At 55.1% G+C, this 19,808-nt stretch carries 16 protein-coding genes; 7 read left to right on the top strand and 9 right to left on the bottom strand.

The features are described 5' to 3' along the window. Positions 1 to 103 precede the first annotated feature (103 nt). The 3 genes from abgT to ABDW13_RS09440 all read right to left on the bottom strand — a co-directional run bounded on the left by abgT (position 104) and on the right by ABDW13_RS09440 (position 4,518). On the bottom strand, positions 104 to 1,624 hold the full coding sequence (gene abgT / locus ABDW13_RS09450) for a p-aminobenzoyl-glutamate transporter (RefSeq protein WP_343552303.1): 1,521 nt from the start codon (positions 1,622 to 1,624) through the stop codon (positions 104 to 106). A gap of 138 nt (positions 1,625 to 1,762) precedes the next feature. Next, positions 1,763 to 3,208: a M20 family metallopeptidase gene (locus ABDW13_RS09445; protein WP_343552302.1), complete on the bottom strand. Its 1,446-nt coding sequence runs from the start codon at positions 3,206 to 3,208 to the stop codon at positions 1,763 to 1,765. Next, positions 3,205 to 4,518: an amidohydrolase gene (locus ABDW13_RS09440; RefSeq protein WP_343552301.1), complete on the bottom strand. Its 1,314-nt coding sequence runs from the start codon at positions 4,516 to 4,518 to the stop codon at positions 3,205 to 3,207. The genes ABDW13_RS09445 and ABDW13_RS09440 overlap by 4 nt, the downstream gene beginning before the upstream one ends. Positions 4,519 to 4,631: 113 nt before the next feature. Here ABDW13_RS09440 and ABDW13_RS09435 point away from each other — a divergent pair, with 113 nt between their 5' ends. Together ABDW13_RS09435 and yjdN are read left to right on the top strand one after the other, a co-directional pair. After that, positions 4,632 to 5,534 carry a LysR family transcriptional regulator gene (locus tag ABDW13_RS09435; protein ID WP_343552353.1) on the top strand — a complete coding sequence of 301 codons (903 nt, stop codon included), beginning with the start codon at positions 4,632 to 4,634 and terminating at the stop codon, positions 5,532 to 5,534. 78 nt (positions 5,535 to 5,612) lie between these two features. Further along, positions 5,613 to 6,044: a VOC family metalloprotein YjdN gene (gene yjdN, locus ABDW13_RS09430; RefSeq protein ID WP_343552300.1), complete on the top strand. Its 432-nt coding sequence runs from the start codon at positions 5,613 to 5,615 to the stop codon at positions 6,042 to 6,044. Between the two features lie 147 nt (positions 6,045 to 6,191). Here the strand turns inward: yjdN and ABDW13_RS09425 are convergent, their stop codons facing one another. The 3 genes from ABDW13_RS09425 to ABDW13_RS09415 all read right to left on the bottom strand — a co-directional run bounded on the left by ABDW13_RS09425 (position 6,192) and on the right by ABDW13_RS09415 (position 9,461). Next, positions 6,192 to 7,058 (bottom strand): nucleoside-specific channel-forming protein Tsx, encoded by an 867-nt coding sequence (locus tag ABDW13_RS09425; protein ID WP_343552299.1) that lies wholly within the window; start codon positions 7,056 to 7,058, stop codon positions 6,192 to 6,194. 388 nt (positions 7,059 to 7,446) lie between these two features. After that, complete coding sequence (locus ABDW13_RS09420; RefSeq protein WP_343552298.1) at positions 7,447 to 8,805, bottom strand: ATP-binding protein; 1,359 nt, start codon at positions 8,803 to 8,805, stop codon at positions 7,447 to 7,449. Continuing rightward, on the bottom strand, positions 8,802 to 9,461 hold the full coding sequence (locus tag ABDW13_RS09415; protein WP_343552297.1) for a response regulator: 660 nt from the start codon (positions 9,459 to 9,461) through the stop codon (positions 8,802 to 8,804). Before ABDW13_RS09415 ends, ABDW13_RS09420 begins: the two co-directional genes overlap by 4 nt. Positions 9,462 to 9,626: 165 nt before the next feature. Between ABDW13_RS09415 and ABDW13_RS09410 the strand changes: the two genes are divergently transcribed. From ABDW13_RS09410 to ABDW13_RS09400, 3 genes are all read left to right on the top strand, one after another. Next, the gene (locus tag ABDW13_RS09410) at positions 9,627 to 9,995 is read left to right on the top strand and encodes a helix-turn-helix domain-containing protein (protein WP_101762352.1); all 369 of its coding nucleotides are present in this window, start codon (positions 9,627 to 9,629) and stop codon (positions 9,993 to 9,995) included. Between the two features lie 194 nt (positions 9,996 to 10,189). Beyond that, the gene (locus ABDW13_RS09405) at positions 10,190 to 11,080 is read left to right on the top strand and encodes a LysR family transcriptional regulator (protein WP_343552296.1); all 891 of its coding nucleotides are present in this window, start codon (positions 10,190 to 10,192) and stop codon (positions 11,078 to 11,080) included. A 111-nt stretch (positions 11,081 to 11,191) separates the two neighbouring features. Then, positions 11,192 to 12,403, top strand: coding sequence for an MFS transporter (locus tag ABDW13_RS09400; protein ID WP_343552295.1), 1,212 nt, complete (start codon positions 11,192 to 11,194; stop codon positions 12,401 to 12,403). Positions 12,404 to 12,461: 58 nt separating this feature from the next. Here ABDW13_RS09400 and ABDW13_RS09395 read toward each other — a convergent pair whose 3' ends face one another. Together ABDW13_RS09395 and ABDW13_RS09390 are read right to left on the bottom strand one after the other, a co-directional pair. Beyond that, positions 12,462 to 14,852, bottom strand: coding sequence for a glucose/quinate/shikimate family membrane-bound PQQ-dependent dehydrogenase (locus tag ABDW13_RS09395; protein ID WP_343552294.1), 2,391 nt, complete (start codon positions 14,850 to 14,852; stop codon positions 12,462 to 12,464). Between the two features lie 284 nt (positions 14,853 to 15,136). Then, complete coding sequence (locus ABDW13_RS09390) at positions 15,137 to 15,736, bottom strand: hypothetical protein (protein ID WP_343552293.1); 600 nt, start codon at positions 15,734 to 15,736, stop codon at positions 15,137 to 15,139. A gap of 415 nt (positions 15,737 to 16,151) precedes the next feature. On the opposite strand from ABDW13_RS09390, the gene ABDW13_RS09385 reads away from it, so the two are divergent. Then, a complete protein-coding gene (locus ABDW13_RS09385) occupies positions 16,152 to 17,390 on the top strand; it encodes an MFS transporter (RefSeq protein WP_343552292.1) in 1,239 nt (412 codons plus the stop codon). Positions 17,391 to 17,490: 100 nt separating this feature from the next. Here the strand turns inward: ABDW13_RS09385 and ABDW13_RS09380 are convergent, their stop codons facing one another. Continuing rightward, a complete protein-coding gene (locus ABDW13_RS09380) occupies positions 17,491 to 18,648 on the bottom strand; it encodes a Gfo/Idh/MocA family oxidoreductase (RefSeq protein WP_343552291.1) in 1,158 nt (385 codons plus the stop codon). Positions 18,649 to 18,914: 266 nt separating this feature from the next. Between ABDW13_RS09380 and ABDW13_RS09375 the strand changes: the two genes are divergently transcribed. Further along, entirely contained in the window at positions 18,915 to 19,793 is an 879-nt protein-coding gene (locus ABDW13_RS09375; protein WP_343552290.1) for a BadF/BadG/BcrA/BcrD ATPase family protein, read from the top strand. Positions 19,794 to 19,808: the final 15 nt, after the last annotated feature.

The raw sequence follows: 19,808 nt of genomic DNA, 5'->3' as shown, positions 1-19,808 counted from the left end.
CAGGATAATAAATTCAGCAGAAGTTGCCGAGAGGCGTCACGATGACATTTTGGCAACGTACGTTGCAGTTCACAGAAATGTGATCGCCATCCGTGGCGAAGGGTTACGGCAGGTTGGGATAGACGCCCGGACCAATCGGTAAACCGAGGGCGTACCACGCCAGCAGCAGCACAATCCAGCTAATGAAGAACACCACTGGATAGGGGAAGATCAACACATAATAGGTGCCAAGTTGCGCATCTTTTTGATAGCGCTGGAGGAAGCCCAGGAACAGCGGCAGGAATGGCGACATCGGAGCCAGTGGTAACACCGCAGAATCGGCGATACGGAAAATCATTTGCGCGAAAGCCGGATGGAAGCCAAGCAGCATAAACATTGGCACGAACACCGGCGCGAGGATCGACCAAATCGCCGAGCCGCTGGCGATAAACATGCACAAGAACGCCGACAGGAACATCAAACCGAGAAACGCCGGTGCGCCGCTGATACTCGCGCTCTCCAGCACATCGGTCAGGCCAATCGCCATGAACTTGCCCATGTTGCTCCAGTTAAAGAAGGCGACAAACTGCGACAGTGGAAACACCATCACAATAAAGCCCGCCATACTTTTCATCGGATCAACCAGCAACTGCGGAATATCGTCCGGGCGGCGAATCTGCTTGGTTACCGCGCCATAGGCAATCGCCACCACAAAGAAGAACAGGATGATGATTGGCACAATACCCTGAATAAATGGCGAGGGAATAATGCTGCCGGTTTTCGGATCGCGCAGCGGTGCGTGTTCCGGCACCACCAGCAGCGACATCAATGCGATAAACACCAGCGCGGCGATACCGGCGGCTTTTAGGCCGCGATTCTCCAGTGCGGTCAGCGGCGGCAGGCGATCGTTATTGCCGCCGTTCCACGCGGGCAGGCGTGGTTCGACGAATTTATCGGTTAGCAGCGCACCGACAATGGTCAACACAATCACCGAACTGGCCATAAAGAACCAGTTGTCGATGACGCTAACATGCACAGTTTCGCTCACCGCTTTGGCGGCTTCGGTACTGATGCCGGACAGCAACACATCGGTGGTAACGATCAGTAAGTTGGCGGTAAATCCGGACGCTACGCCGGCAATCGCTGCCAGCAATCCGGCCACCGGATGACGACCAACCGCGAGGAAGATCAGCGCACCGAGTGGCGGCATCACCACCAGCGCGGCATCGGACGAAATGTGGCTGAAGAAGGCGATAAACAGCACCATGTAGCTGGCATAACGGCGGCTAACGCGCGAAGCCATCTTGACCATCAGCGATTGCAGCAGGCCGACTTTCTCCGCCAAACCGGCACCAATCACCAGCGCCAGAATCGATCCTAACGGTGTGAAGCCGCTGAAATTTTTGATGATGTTGGGCAAGATCCACTGAATGCCGGCGACGCTCAGCAGGTTGTTCACTCGCACCAATTCGCCATTGGTGGGATTTTTTACCGCTAAATCCAGGTTGCTGATAATCGCAGTGGCTACCATCAGCACCACAATCAAATAAACGAACAATAAGAATGGGTTGGGCACTTTATTGCCGACCCGTTCAATTAGGCTGAACAGCTTGCCGGGGCTGCGGTTCTCCGTGGTGGCTTCCATTGATTTTCCTCGTCAGTCGTCTTGTTGTGTTTGCATGCCCTCTTGGGGCTATATTTTTTGTTTTTTTGTACTGAGGTCACCATAAGTGGCGACCTCTTAATCGTGCGGCTTTCTATGCGGTCACCATAAATGGCGACCCTACGATGATAATTTTGATGGTTTTACGTCGGATGGAATCGGGCAAACGTAGGCTTGTTCGCTGCGCACGCGCGCAAACTCCGCGCGGCAACGCGCCAGTGCTTCGTCATCCTGCAACAACGTTAGCGCGGTGGCGGCCATCACTTTGGCGGCCAGGCACATGCCTTTATGCGCAATCGAAGTTCGGCCTTGCGCCACCAGCTGCCAGGTGTGCAGCGGCGTGCCGAAGGCGAAGCAGGGCGCGAAGCACTGCGCGGTTGGCGTGACCCAACTGACATCGCCGACATCGGTCGATCCGTACAACAACTCGCGCGTCACCGCATACGGTGCCACTTCATCCATCAAAATCTTGCCACCCAGCGCCTCGGTCCACGCCACGCCCGCTTCGCCGCCGGTACGCGCCGCATTGAGACGGGCGTTGCGCAGATCGTCCTTGCTCAGCGTGGATCGAATCTCGGCGGCAAAGGCGCGTTCTGCTTCACTGTAGTCAGGCAAACCAAACTGATGCAAATAGCGCTCCATCACGCTTTCCAGCGCGCGATTCGGCACGTAATTCGAGCAGGCTTTGTCGAAGCGCACCGTCATCTGCGTGTCTGTCATCAGGGCCGCGCCTTTGGCGATGTTAATCACGCGCTGATAAATATCTTGCGCTTGATCGAGCTGCGGCGCGCGAATCAGGTACAACACTTCGGCATCGGCCTGCACCACATTGGGGGAAACGCCGCCGGTATTGGTCACCGCATAGTGCAAACGCGCTTCCTGCACGATGTGTTCACGTAGAAAGTTGGCGCCGGTATTCATCAGCGTTACCGCATCCAGCGCGCTGCGTCCCAAATGCGGCGAGTTAGCCGCGTGCGCCGCCACGCCTTTGAAGTGAAAAGCGGCCTGGATGTTGGCAAGCGTGCTGAGGTTGAACATGCCGCTAAAGCCTTCGGGATGCCAGGTAACCGCCGCATCGACGTCATCAAATAAGCCTTCACGCACCATAAAGGTTTTGCCCGATCCGCCTTCTTCGCCCGGACAGCCGTAAAAACGCAGCGTGCCGCGCTGGCCGTGTTGCGCCCACCAGGCTTTGATGGCGAAGGCGGCGGCTAGTCCGGCGGTGCCGAGTAGATTGTGTCCGCAGCCGTGGCCGTTGCCGTTTTCCACCAGCGGCTGCGGCGTGGCGCAACCCGATTGTTGGCTCAAACCTGCCAGCGCATCAAATTCGCCGAGAATGGCGATCACCGGCTTGCCGCTGCCGATGCTGGCGACAAAAGCGGTGTCGATGTTGCCGACGCCGCGTTCGACGTGAAAACCCTCCTGTTCCAGCGCATCGGCCAGCAGCGCAGAGGATTGCGTCTCTTCAAAACGCGTTTCTGGCACATCCCAAATCGCATCGCTTAACGCACTGAAACGCGGCTGGTTTTCGTTGATGTAATGATCGATAAATTCACTGTGGCTCATCGTTGGCCTCCAAACTGCGCTTGATTCAGCGCCAGCGTCGCCAGCGTATGCACCGCCGTCGCCATGATCGCTTCATCAAAATCGAATTTGGCGTTGTGGTGGCCCGCCGCCAGTTCACAACCAAAGATCACGTATGAGGATTGCCCGCCGCGCTGCTGCACGCGTTCCAGCATGTAGGTGGCATCTTCGGATCCCGCCGCCTGCTGTTTGGTATCCACTACCGAGGTGAAAATGCCTAATGCGTCGGCTTGTTGATGGATGAAATCAACCCACGGTTGGCTTGGCGTGCAACTGCGAGCGCCGCCCATCAGTTTTACGTCGTGCTCAACACCGTACATCGCCGCAGCACCGGCAATTACGCGCAGCGCTTGCTGATAGATATCATCGTTGACCTCATTGCTGGCGCCGCGTGTTTCCACCTTCATCAATGCGAAATCCGGCACGACGTTGCGTCCGCTGCCCGCCTGCAACACGCCAACGTTAACGCGTGCCACGCCGCCGCTGTGTTGCGGCAAATTATGCAGCGCCAAAGTGGCTTGCGCCGCCGCCAGCAACGCATTGCGGCCCTCTTCGGGCTTGCCGCCTGCGTGCGCACCAACGCCGGTGAATTGGACATCGAGCTTGGTGGTGGCAAGGAAGCTGTCGCTGCCGCAGACAATTTCCCCAGCTGGCACGCCGGTGCCGAGGTGAATGGCGGTGAACAGATCGACATCATCCACCACGCCGGCGGCGACCATCGCTTTCGCGCCGCGCACGCCCTCTTCAGCGGGCTGGAAAATGATTTTGAGGGTGCCGCTCAGTTGATCCTTCATCTCCATCAATACGCCCGCCAGCGCCAGGCCGATGGTGGTGTGACCGTCGTGACCGCAGGCGTGCATCATGCCTGCGTTACACGAAGCAAAGCCTTCACGTGTTGGCAGGTGATCGGCGGCGCGGCTTTCGTTTTGATCGAGCGCATCCATATCCACACGGAATCCCATCACCGGGCCGGGACGACCGGTTTCCAGCGTGGCAACCACGCCGCAGAAACCGCCGGAGAAGTGTTTAATCCACTGTGGCAGCGCGCCTTGCTCCAGCGCACGCGCTTCTTGCTGCGCCAGCACCTCGTCGGAGGGCAAGCCCATGCGCGCATCGGCATCAATCACCTCGCGGCCGAGCTTAAGTTGATAACCAAGTCGATGTAGCTCCTCGGCTACCAAAGTAGCGGTACGGAACTCCAGCCAGCCCGATTCAGCAAACTGGTGCAGATCGCGACGCCAGGTTTGCATCTGCGGGATACGCGCGTTGACAAGATCAAGCAGGGTTTTCATCGGCATTTCCTTTGTGTTGGTTTTTTATGCATTCAGTCGAATCTACACATTGGTTTTACCCGGCATAAGATGCGAATATCTTGCTACTGATAAACAACGGTTATCACCCAACGATGTCGACTCATCTCAAACTTCATCAGCTGCGTGCTTTTGTTGACGTGGCGCGTCAGGGCAGCATTCGTGCCGCCAGCCGTTTGTCCGGGCTGTCGCAGCCCGCGCTGACCAAGGCGATTCAGGAGCTGGAACTGACGCTCGGCGCGCGCCTGTTCGAGCGCAGGCAGCAAGGCGTTACGCTCACCGATATCGGTGATAACTTTTTTCAACATGCCAGTTTGGTGCTGGAAGAGTTACGCGTGGCGCAGGAGGATATTCAGCAGCGGCTGGGTTTAGCCGGTGGACGGGTGAATATTGGCGTCGGCGGCAGCATAGCGCGCACCATCATGCCGCTGGTGATTAATCAGTTTCATCGTGAATATCCGCTGGTGAAGGTGCGTATCGTCGAAGGCCAACTGGTTTCAATGGTGCATGAACTGCGCCAGGGCGAACTGGATTTCACCATCAATACCTACGATAAAAACCATCTCGATCAGGAGTTGCTGTTCGAGCGTTTGATGGAGCGCGAATATCAAGTGGTGATGCGCAGAGGCCATCCGATGGCGCATGCGCGTACGTTGGCTGAGCTGCAACACTGTGACTGGACCATGCCGACGCCGCAGGGCAGCTATTATCGGCTACTGCACGATATGTTTGGCGAACGCGGCATGGCACCGAAAATCGTTGTTACCTGTGAAACCTTTATGGCGTGCACCAGCCTGGTGGCGCAGAGCGATTTCGTCAGCATTATCTCGCGTGACGTGATTGAAGATCCTACGCACGGCGGGCAGTTGATTGCGCTGGAACTCGATGAGCCGTTGCCCAAAGCCACCTTCTATTTAATCCAGCGCAAAGACACCGCGCTAACGCCAATGAGCGCCTATATGGCGCAGCTGTTCCGTCGCTATTGTCAGCAAAGGTAAGAGTGCGGCCTGGCTCGCAACTGTTTAATTATTGCCCACTACACTTGCATTGGACGATCCATTGAGGGAGAGCAAACCATGCAAGTGACACCCTATTTGTTTTATGACGGCCGCTGTGAAGAGGCGATCGCCTTCTATCTTGCGGCGACCGACGGCGAACTGCTGTTTAAGATGACGTTTGGCGATATGCCGGATGAAACGCCGGTGGAGGACGAAGGTTGTCCATCCGGGATGAAATTTTCCCCTGAGGATATTATGCACGCGCATGTGCGCATCGGGCAGGGCGAAATCATGATGAGCGACGGCGGACAGCCGCAGAATTACGGCGGGTTTGCCGTGAGTTTATCGACGCCGGATGAAGCGCAGGGCAAGCGCTGGTTTGATGCGTTATCGGCGGGCGGCCAGGTGACGAAAAATTGGGAGCCGACGTTTTGGGCCAATGGTTTCGGCATGTTCACCGATAAGTTCGGCGTGCCGTGGATGGTGAATGCGTATAAGCCGCAGATTTGATCGGTGTGCGCTGGCCCTCACCCCAGCCGCGGGAGAGGGTGTTGACCGAGAGAGGTTCAAGTAATTTACAGGTTTGAAAATTCTCTCGAGCGGTTCCCTCTCCCACGCGTGGGAGAGGGTTAGGGTGAGGGCCAGACAACTCAATGCTTAGAAGTTATAACCCACCACCAGGTAGTAACCCCAACCGGTTGATTTCACTTCAAACGGGCCGTTACCGAAGTTCAGCTCCTGGCCGTCAGCCCATTGGCCGCCGTTGTGGAAGTAACGCGCCACGGTCGAAACGTGCCAGTGATCGTAGTTCAGCGACAGAATGTGGCTAGACGCAATTGAATTGCTGGTACGTGAAGGACCCGTTTCATCACGCAAATCTGAGCCCCAATCGAAGTTGGTGAAGCCGATATAGCTCAGCTTGCCGCCCCACAGATCGGTAATCGGCACAAAGTATTTCACCTTGAAGCGATAGCCATCCCAGCTGTTTTCGTTCGCCGCACCGTAGTTTTCCCACTGATATTTAGCGTAAACGTTCAGCGATAGGCCCACTTTGCTGTGCGTGTCGATATCGGTGCCCAGACCCATGTACCACGTGTTCTGACGGCTATCGCTGTTGCGACCCATGTCATAAATGTAGTTGTTGGCGAAGTACCACTCTTTGAATGGACCAAACGACAGGTCGGTTCCGGTCAGCTTATCAATCGAGAAACGTGGCTCAATTTCCATGAACATCGGCGAACCGTGGTCGAACACGCCGTTGGCGTTGCTGTTACCCACGCCGAAGAAGTTGGTCAGATCGAGGTAGCCGTAGAAGTCGAACCAATCTTTCTTGGCGAAGGCTTCGTATTCCAGATACACGTCGTTGTTGAACTGCGGTCCAAAACGGGTGTGATAGCTGCCGACCACGTTAACGCTTTGATGCCACCAATCTGAAACGTACTGCGGATCGCTGTCTGCCGCTTGTGCCGCGCCGGTCCAGCTACTGGCCAATAAGGCCCCTGCTATCAACGATTTATAATTCATTATAGTTAACCACATGCTTATGACCGCTGGACTAACGCCGCGATCGGGTGAAATTGATCCCAGGGGATGGGCGGTGTGTTGTTGTATCCGGTCTGAATCGCCAGATTTTCAAGCTCGCGTAATGTGCCTGTAACAGAGGCATAGAAAATAGATTTTGGTCACGTTTGTCAAAAAGTGTTGCAGTTTGATTCATTGTATTTGTGACGAACATCACATAAAAGGCGTGAAGCGAACGGAACCCCGCAACCGATTACGTTGTCGCGTTCAGCAGAGAAAGTGATTGATGTAGGGAAAGGATGTAGCGGCGCGATTTATCGCGTTGTTTGATTCTGCACCGTGCCCACAGCAACTTTGCGCAATAAATTGCGTCGCTACGGCACGGTGCGGCTTATGGCAATGTAACGCGCACCTGCAGGCCAGCAATCTCGCCTTGCGCATTGTGGCGATTGGACAGCGCCACTTGCATCTGATGTTTCTGCGCCACGCTGCGCACAATCGACAGCCCTAAACCGCTGCCTTGCGCCTGCACATCGGGCGAGCGGGTAAAGCGATCAAAAGCGCGTTCGATAAAGGATTCCGCCATGCCGGGGCCGTTATCAACGATATCCACCACGGTATGATTGCCGACACGATGCAACAGCACATCGACCAAACTACCTTCTGGCGTATGCAACATGGCGTTGCCGATCAGATTATCGAACAGGCTGCGCAAATCAGAACGACTGGCGTGCAGACGATAATGCGTGGTGCCGTTGAAACCGATATCAATGCCGCGCTTATCCGCCACCACCATCAGCTGCTCAATACTCTCTTTGAGCAAATCGTCCAGTTCGATGGTTTCCACCGTCGCCACTACCGATTGATCTTCCTGACGCGAGATATTCAGCAACTGCGTCACCAAATGTCGCGTACGCGTCACTCCGGCCTCCAGCTGATCAAACTGGCGGCTGGCTTCACCCGGTTGGATATGCTGACGCAAATTCTCCAATTGCAACGTCACTGCCGTAACTGGCGTACGCAGCTCATGCGCGGCATCTTCAAGGAATTGGCGCTGCGATGACCAGGCCGCGCGCAGCTTATCCAGCAATGAGTTATAGGCGGCGACCAGCGGCAGCACTTCATCCGGCAAACCATCGGGCGAAACCGAATGCGGATGCAGCGTTTCCTGCGCGGCGATGTGGCGTGAAGCCACGCGCAAATCACGCGTGATGGCGCGCACCACCAGCCAAATCACCAGCAGCGAAAGCGGCATCATTAGCATCAACGGAATGATCGCTGACAGCGCGCGCTTCAGCATCAAACTCTTCATATAGCCAATGTTGTGCAACACCTGAATATTGCCGATTTCGCTGCCTAACTCGCCGGGCCGCGTGTACACGCGCCATTCGCAGTCATCGCCGCAGTCACCGACTTTAAGATCGTGCCAGCCTTTTTGCGCTTGCAGTGGTGCACGTAAATCGGGCCACGAACTGGCGCGCAGCTTATTGTTGGTATCCCAAAGTTGGACGATGTAGGTGCTTTTCAGCTTCTCAGCGTGCATCACCATCGGCATCAGCGCTGGCATGCGTTGGCTGGTGGCCCACGCATCCGCGATTTTGGCCAGCTGATCGTCCTTCATGGTGCCCATCATGTCGCCGTAGCAGTGATAGAAATACCAGGTGACACCGCCAATCATCGCCAGATGCAGAATCACCAGCGTGGTCAGCAGTTTGTTACGCAGCGAGCGCATAAAGGTGAAAGGTTTCATATTGCGGGGACTCGCCAACCGAGTCCGCGGACATTGCGGATCACTTCATTATCCAGTTTGCGGCGCATGCCGTGAATCAACACATCGACGGCGTTGCTACTGACTTCTTCGCCCCAGCCGTAAATGCGGTTCTCTAATTGTTCGCGCGACAAAATCGCGCCCGGACGCTCCAGCAACGCGTAGAGCAGGGCGTATTCACGCGCGGTAAGTTGTTCGCGTTGGCCTTTGTATAAGACTTCGCGCGTCATAATGTCGATTTGCACATCGCCGCTGCCGAGCAGGGAATCCGCCGCACCGTGGCGACGTCGGGTAATGGCTCGCATGCGCGCTAGCACCTCTTGCAGATCAAAGGGTTTCAGCAAATAGTCATCCGCGCCGCTATCCAATCCCTGAATGCGTTGCTGCACGGTGTCGCGCGCGGTCAGCACTAACACTGGTGTCATATCACCACGCGTACGCGCCCGACGCAGTACGTGCAGGCCATCTTCGCGTGGTAAGCCAAGATCCAGCAATACGCAGGTGTAACCGCCTTCGGCCCAGGCATTGCTGGCAAACACGCCATCGCGTACCCAATCCACCGACCAACCTGCGGCTTCCAGCGCTTGCTGCAAATTGGCGCCAATCATTTCATCATCTTCTACCAGCAGCACACGCATGATGTCCTCCAACTTAAGTGAACGCAGTTTAACGCTGGATAATTAGCGCAGAATTACACCGCTTTTCCCCCTTGCTAATTCTGCGCTAATTTTCTGCTAATTAAGGGATAAATTTAACGCGCTATTGTGGCTGCACTGGACATATTGCCAACGCAGGAGAATCCCATGAATCAGCGCGAATTTATCCGTAGTTTGTTGGACTGGATAGAGAACAATTTAGGGCACGATCTGCATCTGGATGAAGTAGCACGCCGCTCGGGATACTCCCGCTGGCACCTGCAACGTCTGTTCCGCCAACACACTGGCTTCTCGCTGGCCGAGTATATTCGTCAACGCCGATTGACCGAATCTGCACTGACGTTAATTAACAGTGATGAGGCGATTTTGCAGGTGGCGATGAGTTATGGCTTTGATACCCAGCAGGCCTACACTCGCACCTTCAAAAACTACTTTATGGTCACGCCAGGCCAACTGCGCCGCCAACGTCGCGTCGAGCCGGATCGTTTGTTGTTCCCATTGGCGATGGCGAGTTGAGATACCTACACCGATATTTCACATCGCACGCTTCGTAGCGGCGCAATTTATTGCGCAATGCCAGGATGGGCTTCATGCCTGATTGGGCAAGGTCAACACAACGCGATAAATCGCGCCGCTACGAAATATGCGGTGACTGATAACCGGTTTTACTTTTAAGCTACTGTTCTCACTTATTTCGTCTGCCAGAGAACATGGATAACAGCGACAATCTCACCGCCATGATGCTGTTTGCGCGCGTTGTGGAACGGCAAAGTTTCAGCGAAGCCGCGCGCACCCTGGGCGTCTCCAAATCGCACGTCAGTCGCGAAGTGGCGCGGCTGGAAGTGCGGCTCGGCATCAAGCTGCTGCAACGCACCACGCGCAAAGTGGTGCTGACCGAACTCGGCCAGGCGTACTATCCGTTTTGTACCCGCATGCTGGAAGAGATGCATCGCGCCGATGCCTTTGTGCAGCAAGTACATCAATTACCCGCGGGCAATGTGCGCTTGCAGGCACCGATCACCTACGGTTGCCAATGCGTGGTGTCGACGCTGAATGACTTTATCCGCCGCCATATTCACATCAATGTCGATCTTGAACTCACCACCAGCGATGATCCGCAACCCAACGCCGATGTGGCGATTGTGATTCGTGCGCGCGCACCGGATGCCCCGAATTATCGTGAACTTAGCAGCATTGATTGGGGTTTATACGCCACGCCGGATTATCTGGCGGCGCATACGCCTATCGACCATCCCGAACGCCTTACTCGCCATGATTTGTTGCTGTTTCACGGCCCGGCGCACACCGCTGCATTGCCGTTCCGCCGCGACAAACAGCGGCTGGCGCTGGATGTGCATAGCCGTTTTCGTGCCAATAACAGCATGGCACTGCTGAATGCCGCATTGGCGGGTACAGGTATCGCTTATCTGCCGGCTTACATGACGCAGGAAGCGTTAGCGCGCGGCGAAATCCAGCAGGTACTGCCGGAATGGCAAATGGATCGTCTGCACAGCTATCTGCTATTGAAAGAGCAGCCGCAACCCTCTTCGCCGGTGACCTTGCTGTGTGATGCATTGATTAACGCACTCAGCAGTCATTGATTGTTGTTGTTTGACAACAATAAGACGCCGCCTGGCAATTATCTGCTTAACCCTGTTTTCTGTGTTGGCTGGCTGTTAGCCTGCTAAAAAAGCAAAAACAGGTATATCACCATGCAACAACCGTCAATCGCGTTAGCGCCCGAACAGCAACATTGGAAGCGAAATTTATTTGTCTGTGTGCTGGGTTCGTTCAGCACCATTGTGGCGATGACGCTACTGTTGCCGTTTCTGCCCCTCTACGTGCAGCAACTCGGCGTGCAGGAACCGGCGGCGATTGCGCGCTGGTCGGGCGCAGCGTATGGCGCCACCTTCCTCAGCGCGGCGTTAACCGCGCCGCTGTGGGGCAAATTGGCCGATCGCTATGGCCGCAAACTGATGTTGATTCGCGCCAGCCTCGGCATGGCGATTGCGATGTCGCTGATTGGCATGGCAACCGCGCCGTGGCAGTTGGTGGCGCTGCGTTTATTGGCTGGTTTACTTGGCGGCTATGCTTCGGGATCGACCATTCTTGTGGCGGCGCAAACGCCAAAAGAACAAACCGGCTGGGCGCTGGGCGTGCTGTCATCCGGCATCATGGCGGGTAACGTGGTGGGCCCGCTGCTCGGAGGCGTTTTACCGCCGCTGATTGGCATCCGCCATACTTTCTGGCTGACCGGCGCGGTGATTTTCCTCGCTTTCCTCGCGACCACCTTTTTACTTAAAGAAGTGCCGCGTGCCGCGAAGAAGAACAACCAACCCAGCGCGGTAGCGGATGAGACACCCGCTAATTTGCCCGTGGTCCGCTTGATGTGGCTGTCTGGCATGTTGCTGATTTTCGCTAACATGTCGATTGAACCGATTATCACGCTGTACATCGGCCAGTTTGTCAGCGGCGATCATGCCGTCACGGTAACGGCGGGATTGGTGATGGCAGCCGCCGCGCTCGGCAGCATTCTCTCCGCGCCGCGTTTGGGACGTTTAGCCGATCGAATTGGACATGGCCGCGTGCTGGTTTACGGTTTACTGGCCTGCGCGCTGCTGCTGATCCCGCAGGCGTTTATCACTGAAGCGTGGCAATTGGTGGTATTGCGTTTCCTGATGGGCATGGCGTTGGGTGGTTTGATGCCGTGCGTCACGGCGCTGATTCGCCACAGCGTACCGCAATCGCAGGTGGGTAAAATGCTGGGTTATTCCACTTCGGCGCAGTATGTCGGCCAGGTTTCCGGTCCGCTGTTCGGCGGCTTCATTGGCGGCGCGTTGGGTATGCGCCCAGTGTTTCTCGCGACCTGCGTGATTATGGCGCTGTGCGCCTTCCTCAATGCACGGGTATTACGTAAGCGTTAAACGCCACAAAAAAAGCGAGCTTTTCAGCTCGCCTTTCTCATCACATCAATGCGAAAACTTACTTCGCATCTGGCAGTGCGTAAGCAATCACATAATCGCCCAGCTTGGTGCCAAACGAACCGTGACCACCAGCCGCGATAACAACGTACTGCTTGCCATCCACTTCATAGGTCATCGGCGTTGCCTGGCCGCCTGCTGGCAGACGTGCTTGCCACAGCATCTCACCGGTGTTGGTGTCGAATGCACGCAGGTAGTTATCGGCAGTCGCACCAATGAAGAACACGTTACCGGCGGTGGTGATTGGGCCGCCCAACATCGGCATACCCATTTTGAACGGTACTGGCACTGGCGCGCTATCGCGAACGGTACCGATACGTTTTTTCCACACGGTTTCGTTGGTTTTCAGGTCAACCGCTGAGACATAGCCCCATGCCGGTTGTTTACACGGCAGACCAAACGGTGACAGGAACGGATTCAGCTCCACGCCGTACGGTACGCCGTACTGTGGCTGGATGCCGGTTTCAGTACCTGAACCGCCTTTGTCGTCAGCCGGTGGCTCGATCGGGTTGCCCGGACCGCGTGGAACCAGCTTCGAAACAAACGGCAGCGCCATTGGGTTAGCAATCGCAATCTGACGATGTGGATCTACCGCGATACCGCCCCATTCGAACATGCCAAGGTTACCTGGGAATACCAGCGTGCCTTGTTCAGACGGCGGAGTGAACGGACCTTCGTAACGCAGACGCTTGAAGATCACGCGGCATACCAATTGGTCATACATAGTCGCGCCCCACATGTCCTTGTCCGTCAGATTCTGTTTCGGACGGAAGGTCAGTTCGGAGTACGGCTGGGTAGGAGAAACGTGGTCGCCTTTGGCTGCGCCCTGTGGAACCGGGGTTTCTGGTGCAGGAACCACCGGCTCACCGGTGCGACGATCCAGCACGAAGATGTTACCGGTTTTCGCAGGTGCATAAATCACCGGCACGGTTTTACCATCTTTATCAGTGATATCGGCCAGCGTCGGCTGCGACGGCAAGTCCATATCCCACAGATCGTGATGCACGGTCTGATATGACCACACCAGCTTACCGGTGGTGGCATTCAGCGCCAGAACGCTACTTGCATAACGCTCCTGCTCTGGGGTGCGATTGCCGCCCCAGATATCTGGCGTTGAAACACCCATTGGCAGGTAAACGGTATCCAATTTCGGATCGTAAACCGCCGGTGCCCACGAGTTCGGTGAGTTCATGGTGAAGGTGTGTTCATCAGCCGGAATCGCGTTAGGATCTTTCGCGCCCGGATCGAATACCCACAGCAGTTTACCGGTGTTGACGTCGAAGCCACGGATGGCGCCAGACGGCTCACGGGTTGAGTAGTTATCGGTGACCGCACCGGCAACCACGATGGTGGTATCGGTGATGATTGGCGGAGAAGTCGGCTCATACTGACCCGGCGTCAACACCGGTTGTTTGTGTTGCAGATCCAGTTCGCCGTTGTTGCCAAAGGCAGGGCAACGCGCACCGGTATCCGCATCCAGCGCGAACATACGACCATCATTCACCGGCAGGTAAATGCGACGTGAGCACAGCGCAGGTTGGGTGTTAGACGCATCCGCCGCCGCTGGCACTTCGTGGTAAGAAACACCACGGCAAGTCACGTGCTGGAAGGTTGGATTTGGCTTCAAGCCTGGATCAAATTTCCACTTCTGCTTACCGCTTTTCGCATCCAGCGCAAAAAGAATCTGGTGTGGCGAGCAGAGGTACAGGGTGTCGCGGATTTTGATTGGCGTCACTTCATCAGTGATTTCGCCCGGATCGTTCGGGGTTTTCAAATCGCCAGTCTGGAACTGCCAGGCAACCTGCAACTCTTTCACGTTACCGTTGTTGATCTGCTTCAGCGGCGAGAAACGCGTACCTTGTTGGTCACGCGCATACGCAGGCCAATCGGCATCATCAATTTTGCTCAGTGGCTGTGCTTGTGGTGCATTGGCCGCTGAAGCCGGGATTTCACCGTTCAGCTCCTGCGGATCGTGGAACACCGCCCACGCCAGCACCAGCACGCTGGCAATCAGTGCGACAACCATCAGGCTCAGCGCACCTTTACCAGCATTATTCAGACCGCGATAAACAAACGGCAGAATCAGCCAGATGCCGAAGATCACCAGCACATCGGTACGCGGTGCCAGCGCCCAGAAGTCGAAACCGACTTCCCACACGCCCCACACCAGCGTTGCCAACAGCAGCAATGCATACAGCAATAATGCTGAGCCACTACGGCGCCACAGAAGAACAGCGGTGATCAGCATGATCACACCGCCAATAACGTAGTACCAGGAACCTCCAATGGCGGCTAACCAAACGCCGCCAACCAGCATAAACGCGCCCGTCAGCAGTGCAAAAAGCACTGTGAGAAAACGGATTACGCCAAAAGATGAGGAAGCTTTCCCCATAATATTGACCTCTTTCTTTGCCATAAAAAAACTAAAAGGAAACAACGCATTGGGCCATTTCCCGACATAGAGTACGAAATAGTAAAAATAATGTGACAACGCGCTTCCAGGCGCGAGTTGATCCCTTTGCGTTAAATTTTATCTTAAAAACGTTAACGGTTTTGATTTTTTTAGTGCTTTGCACTTTAGGAGGGGAAGTACTGCGACATTTTATGAGGGAAATGAGGCGCTATGTCCGGTGAAGTAGGGCCATAACGCCTAAGGGCAACACTTTGTGTAAACGTTTACCCTTCAAACAAGCGGCTGCTGGTGCGTTGTTCTTGCCAGCCACTTAAATTCAGTTCGGCATATTGCGCTGCGGGCAGTGTGAGCTGCTGCGTACGTAATATCACTTCTGCTTCTCTTTCACGACAAGATTCCAGCAGGAATGAAAAGCTGAACTTGAGATAATTATCGTTAAAGAACTCTTCGGTCAGCACAATACCGCCAAACGGAAAGGTGGCGATATTGTTCCAGCAAGTCCCGGGCGGTGCCAAATCATAAAGCCAGAAAGAGAAACGTTCCGCAGCGTGGCGCAGCGCACTATCTCTTTGAACTAAATCGGCGTAATTGATCGCCAGATGCACATTATCGGCTTGCAGATTGGAATAATTTTCCTGGCTATTTAAAAACCTCAATAAGTTATTTCCCGTTAACGGGATAATTATTAATTCGGGTGCATCCGGCAACTGATTATGCAGCGAAATTATGTTGTTTCCGTTAAGTGATGCCGTACTTTCCTGGTCGCAATGCATAAAGGGTGCTGAATAACACACACCGGTTAGCGTGCCGTCGAAACGACGGATGCGCTCTGTAACATAAGGATTATAAGATCTGTTTTCCATTTATCTCTGTGAATAAATTAATTGGATGGAACGTCTTAATTATTATAAGAACGGGCGCCTGGTGAAATCTTAACCCCTCCAATATAAACCCTTTAGTTTATAAAGTTGATCTTTTTTAACTGTCTCTGATAGAGAGATATTGAGTGATGAGTAAGATGCAATAAAAACATAATTAACACAGCGGCAATGATGCGAATATTTTCAATTGAGAACCATCAGCTTGCTAATATTGAGGGCTCTATGCTTAGCGCAATTTCAGATAAGCTTCTGTTTTTAAACAGCACGGCTAGCCATTGTTTGCGTTAACAGGATGTTGCACTCTGTGGCGTGAAAAAAATAAGCAGACCATCACGTGGCTGTAGATCAGGTTGGTGCAACGACGCTAACCAATGAAATTATTTAGGATGGGATAACTATGGGTTCACCGGTATCCGCAGCAGAAGATTCGTTGCTGCGGCACAGGTCGTTCGTCGCCTTTTGGCTGGCGCGCACCTGTTCATCGTTTGGTTTTCAAATGTTCTCGGTTGCCGTCAGCTGGCAGATTTATGCGCTGACGCACAGCGCCATGGCGCTGGGAATGATCGGGCTGATGCAGTTTCTGCCTTCGGTATTACTGGCGTTGCCTGCCGGGCATCTGGCCGATCAGCACGATCGCCGCCGCATTGTGCTGCTTGGCCAGTTAATTGAGTGGGTCGCGTTATTGGGACTCGTCGCTCTAACGCTGATCAACTGGGCGGGAAAGTTTGAGATTTGGGGCTTAGTGTTTCTGATTTCGGTGGCGAAAGCGCTGGAGTGGCCGGCCATCACCTCGATGCTGCCGGCATTAGTGCCGCCGCCGATCCTGGCGCGTGCCATGGCGGCCAGTTCGGTGGGCGGGCAAGCGGCAGTGATCATCGGCCCAACGCTGGGTGGTTTCCTGTATGTCGCCGGTCCGGATGTGGTGTATGGCGTATCGGCGCTGTTCTATCTGATCTCCATCGTGTTGGTCAGCCGACTGCGCTACGAGCGGCCGCCGCAAGCGCGCTTGCCGATGAATCTGCCGAACCTGTTTGCTGGCGTGCGTTTTATCCGTGAGCGCAAAGATGTGCTCGGCGTGATTTCCCTCGATCTGTTTGCGGTGCTGCTCGGTGGCGCGACCGCGCTGTTGCCGATCTTCGCGCAAGACATTCTGCACACCGGGCCGTGGGGATTAGGCATCCTGCGCGGTGCACCGTCAGTGGGTGCACTGCTGGTTGGCGTGTGGCTGAGTCGTCACAAACTGGAAAAGCATGTCGGCATGATCATGTTTGGTTCGGTGGCGGGATTTGGTGTGGCAACGCTGGTGTTTGCGCTCTCTACGCAATTGTGGCTGTCGGTGGTGGCGCTGGCGGCACTCGGCGGCTTCGATATGGTCAGCATGGTGATTCGCGGCGCGTTGGTGCAGTTGGATACGCCGGATGACATGCGTGGCCGCGTTAATGCGGTCAACGCCATCTTCATTAATACCTCGAACCAGCTCGGCGAATTTGAGTCGGGATTGTTAGCCGCGTGGATGGGCGCAGTGCCTGCGGCGGCCATTGGCGGGCTCGGAACCTTGGTGGTGGTTGGCGTGTGGATGACGATTTTCCCGCATCTGCGTAAACGGCAGAAGCTGGAAAACGAAACTGCGGCCTGATGAAAACGGTGCGCATCATCACGCACTGTAGGGTCGCCATTCATGGTGACCTTGGTTCATAACTGCACGAAAAGGCGTCCCGATGGGACGCCACTACCGATTACGGCGCTGTTTTCCCTAGGCTGGCGTCAAATTTTTTCCAGCTATCGGTCAGATCCACCACGGTTTTCGATTTTCGCGCTTCATCGATTTTGATCGCGGTGAGGCCCGCTTCCAGTGCATCCACCACTGACACTTTCAGCGGCGTTCCCTGTTTAATGTGTTTCACAATCTCTTCTGCCATCAACGCATCCGCACCGTAATGGCCATCGTAGGCGTTGCCATCGTAAGCGGTATCCACTTCACGATCGCCGGTACGTGCGTTGTGCACGCGGAAATAGTTGCGCACAAAGTCGCCTTCCGCCATGCCTTCGGTGCCCATGACGCAGAAGCGGCGGAATTCGTCCGGCACGTTGAGGTTGGCATGGAAGGCGAGGGTCGCGCCGCCTGCGTATTCAATCAACGCGGTTTGGTAATCGACGATGTCGGCATCGCCATCAAACACCGCATCCTGGCTGGACCAGCCGCTGGGTTTGACGTGATAGACCTCCGATTGCGCGGTGATCGCACCTTGTGGCGCATGCTGTGGCGTGAAATTTTTACGTCCACCAAAGCTGGCCACGCGCATCGGACGCTCGCCCAGCAAGCCTTGATACAGGTCGATATCGTGACAGCATTTTTCCAGAATATAGGGGCCAGCGTACTTCTCCAGGCGGCGCCAATCGCGCTGGAAGAAAGCGCCGTGGTACGGCTTGATGTGTTCGGTGGCTTCAATCGAGGTGATTTCACCCAGGCGTTTTTCGTCTCGCGCGGCCAACAAATCACGATACAGCGGCGAGTAGCGCAGCACCAAACCGACTAAAATGCGTTCGTGACCGTATTGCCGCACCAGCTGCGCCATCGCCATGGTTTGTTCTTCATTGATCACCACCGGCTTCTCGGTGAACACGGTGTAACCGGCGGCTAAACCCTGGCGAATATGCTCAAGGTGCATAAAGTTCGGCGAACCGACCAACAGTAAATCAAAGCCGCCATGTTGCAGCAGCGCATCCACGCTGTTGAAGGCGATACCTGCGTCAATGCCAAAGGTGTGCAGATTCGGCAGCCCGGCTGGTGCGGGATCGACGTAACCCACCACGGAAAACTCTGCGTCGGCTTTGTTGAACTCTTTCACCACGTGGGAAAGACGAAAGCCCAGACCAATAATGCCCACTTTCATGTTGTACCCCTGAAGCCCGTTGTCTGTTAGCCGCCCGATGATGCGAGCTGCTGATAATCTGACCGCTAACTTATTACGACAGAAAAACTAATGTCAATCCGTGTGGCGGTTCTCAAACTGTGAATAATTGTTAGTTATATGATTTAGTTGGTATTTAATTAACTATACGGATTGCCTATTTATTTGTTATTGCGATTTAAGTTTTTTTCCCCTATCTTTCGCACATCTATAAGCGTCAAACCGTTTGGGCTGGCTGGAGGAAGCGCGTGCAATCACTAATGCTGGGAATTGATGGCGGTGGCACGCACTGTCGTGGACGTTTGACCGACAGCGCCGGACGCGTGCTGGCAGAAGCCAAAGGTGGACCGGCTAACGTTTGGTCGCAGTTTGATGCGGCGTTAGCGGCGATTGAACAAGTCATCGATGAACTGTTTATTCAGGCAGATTTATCGGCTGAAGCCCGCGATCGCACCGTAATGGTTGCCGGTTTAGCAGGCGCGAATGTCGCTTCGGTGCATGCCCGCCTCGCCAGTTGGCAGCCACGCTGTCAGGCGCGTTATCTGTTTACCGATGTCGAAATTGCTTGTGCTGGCGCGCACGCGGGTGCGCCGGGTGCGGTATTTATTATCGGTACTGGCAGTCAGGGTGCGGCCTGGGATGGCGCGCAATTCACGCTGCTGGGCGGCTGGGGGTTTGCCTTATCCGATGCTGGCTCCGGCGCGGTGTTAGGGCAACGCGCACTGCGTTTGGCGCTGCTGGCGCATGAAGCGATTATTCCCGCATCGCCATTAACCCAACACATCATGGCGGGCTATCAAAACAGCCCGGAACAGATGCTGATCTGGTCGAAACAGGCCACGCCTGCCGATTGGGGCCGTGTCGTGCCGGATATTTTTGCTGCCGCGCAGCAGGGCGACCTGCACGGTTGTGCATTGGTGCAGCAATCGGCGGCGGATATTGTGCAGATGGTGCAGCCGTTGTTGGCCCGCAGCCACGGTAAACTGGCGTTGATGGGCGGATTAGCCGACCCGATTCAGGCCTGGTTACCTGCCGATATTGCGGCACTGTTGGTGTCGCCGCAGGGCGATGCGCTGAGTGGGGCGATTCGTCTGGCGCAGCAGTTCAGCTTAAAACGTCCTGCCTAACTTCATATAAAGAGG

Origin of the sequence: Pantoea sp., assembly GCF_039594315.1 — a bacterium.
GTDB lineage: Bacteria > Pseudomonadota > Gammaproteobacteria > Enterobacterales > Enterobacteriaceae > Pantoea.
Note: the sequence above shows the minus strand (reverse complement) of the source record. Positions and strands in the feature narration are given on the sequence as shown.

Excerpts from the sequence above, each read along its gene's own strand:
- abgT (WP_343552303.1), bottom strand. The coding sequence starts at position 1,624 with ATGGAAGCCACCACGGAGAACCGCAGCCCCGGCAAGCTGTTCAGCCTA.
- ABDW13_RS09445 (WP_343552302.1), bottom strand. The coding sequence starts at position 3,208 with ATGAGCCACAGTGAATTTATCGATCATTACATCAACGAAAACCAGCCG.
- ABDW13_RS09440 (WP_343552301.1), bottom strand. The coding sequence starts at position 4,518 with ATGAAAACCCTGCTTGATCTTGTCAACGCGCGTATCCCGCAGATGCAA.
- ABDW13_RS09435 (WP_343552353.1), top strand. The coding sequence starts at position 4,632 with ATGTCGACTCATCTCAAACTTCATCAGCTGCGTGCTTTTGTTGACGTG.
- yjdN (WP_343552300.1), top strand. The coding sequence starts at position 5,613 with ATGCAAGTGACACCCTATTTGTTTTATGACGGCCGCTGTGAAGAGGCG.
- ABDW13_RS09425 (WP_343552299.1), bottom strand. The coding sequence starts at position 7,058 with ATGAATTATAAATCGTTGATAGCAGGGGCCTTATTGGCCAGTAGCTGG.
- ABDW13_RS09420 (WP_343552298.1), bottom strand. The coding sequence starts at position 8,805 with ATGAAACCTTTCACCTTTATGCGCTCGCTGCGTAACAAACTGCTGACC.
- ABDW13_RS09415 (WP_343552297.1), bottom strand. The coding sequence starts at position 9,461 with ATGCGTGTGCTGCTGGTAGAAGATGATGAAATGATTGGCGCCAATTTG.
- ABDW13_RS09410 (WP_101762352.1), top strand. The coding sequence starts at position 9,627 with ATGAATCAGCGCGAATTTATCCGTAGTTTGTTGGACTGGATAGAGAAC.
- ABDW13_RS09405 (WP_343552296.1), top strand. The coding sequence starts at position 10,190 with ATGGATAACAGCGACAATCTCACCGCCATGATGCTGTTTGCGCGCGTT.
- ABDW13_RS09400 (WP_343552295.1), top strand. The coding sequence starts at position 11,192 with ATGCAACAACCGTCAATCGCGTTAGCGCCCGAACAGCAACATTGGAAG.
- ABDW13_RS09395 (WP_343552294.1), bottom strand. The coding sequence starts at position 14,852 with ATGGGGAAAGCTTCCTCATCTTTTGGCGTAATCCGTTTTCTCACAGTG.
- ABDW13_RS09390 (WP_343552293.1), bottom strand. The coding sequence starts at position 15,736 with ATGGAAAACAGATCTTATAATCCTTATGTTACAGAGCGCATCCGTCGT.
- ABDW13_RS09385 (WP_343552292.1), top strand. The coding sequence starts at position 16,152 with ATGGGTTCACCGGTATCCGCAGCAGAAGATTCGTTGCTGCGGCACAGG.
- ABDW13_RS09380 (WP_343552291.1), bottom strand. The coding sequence starts at position 18,648 with ATGAAAGTGGGCATTATTGGTCTGGGCTTTCGTCTTTCCCACGTGGTG.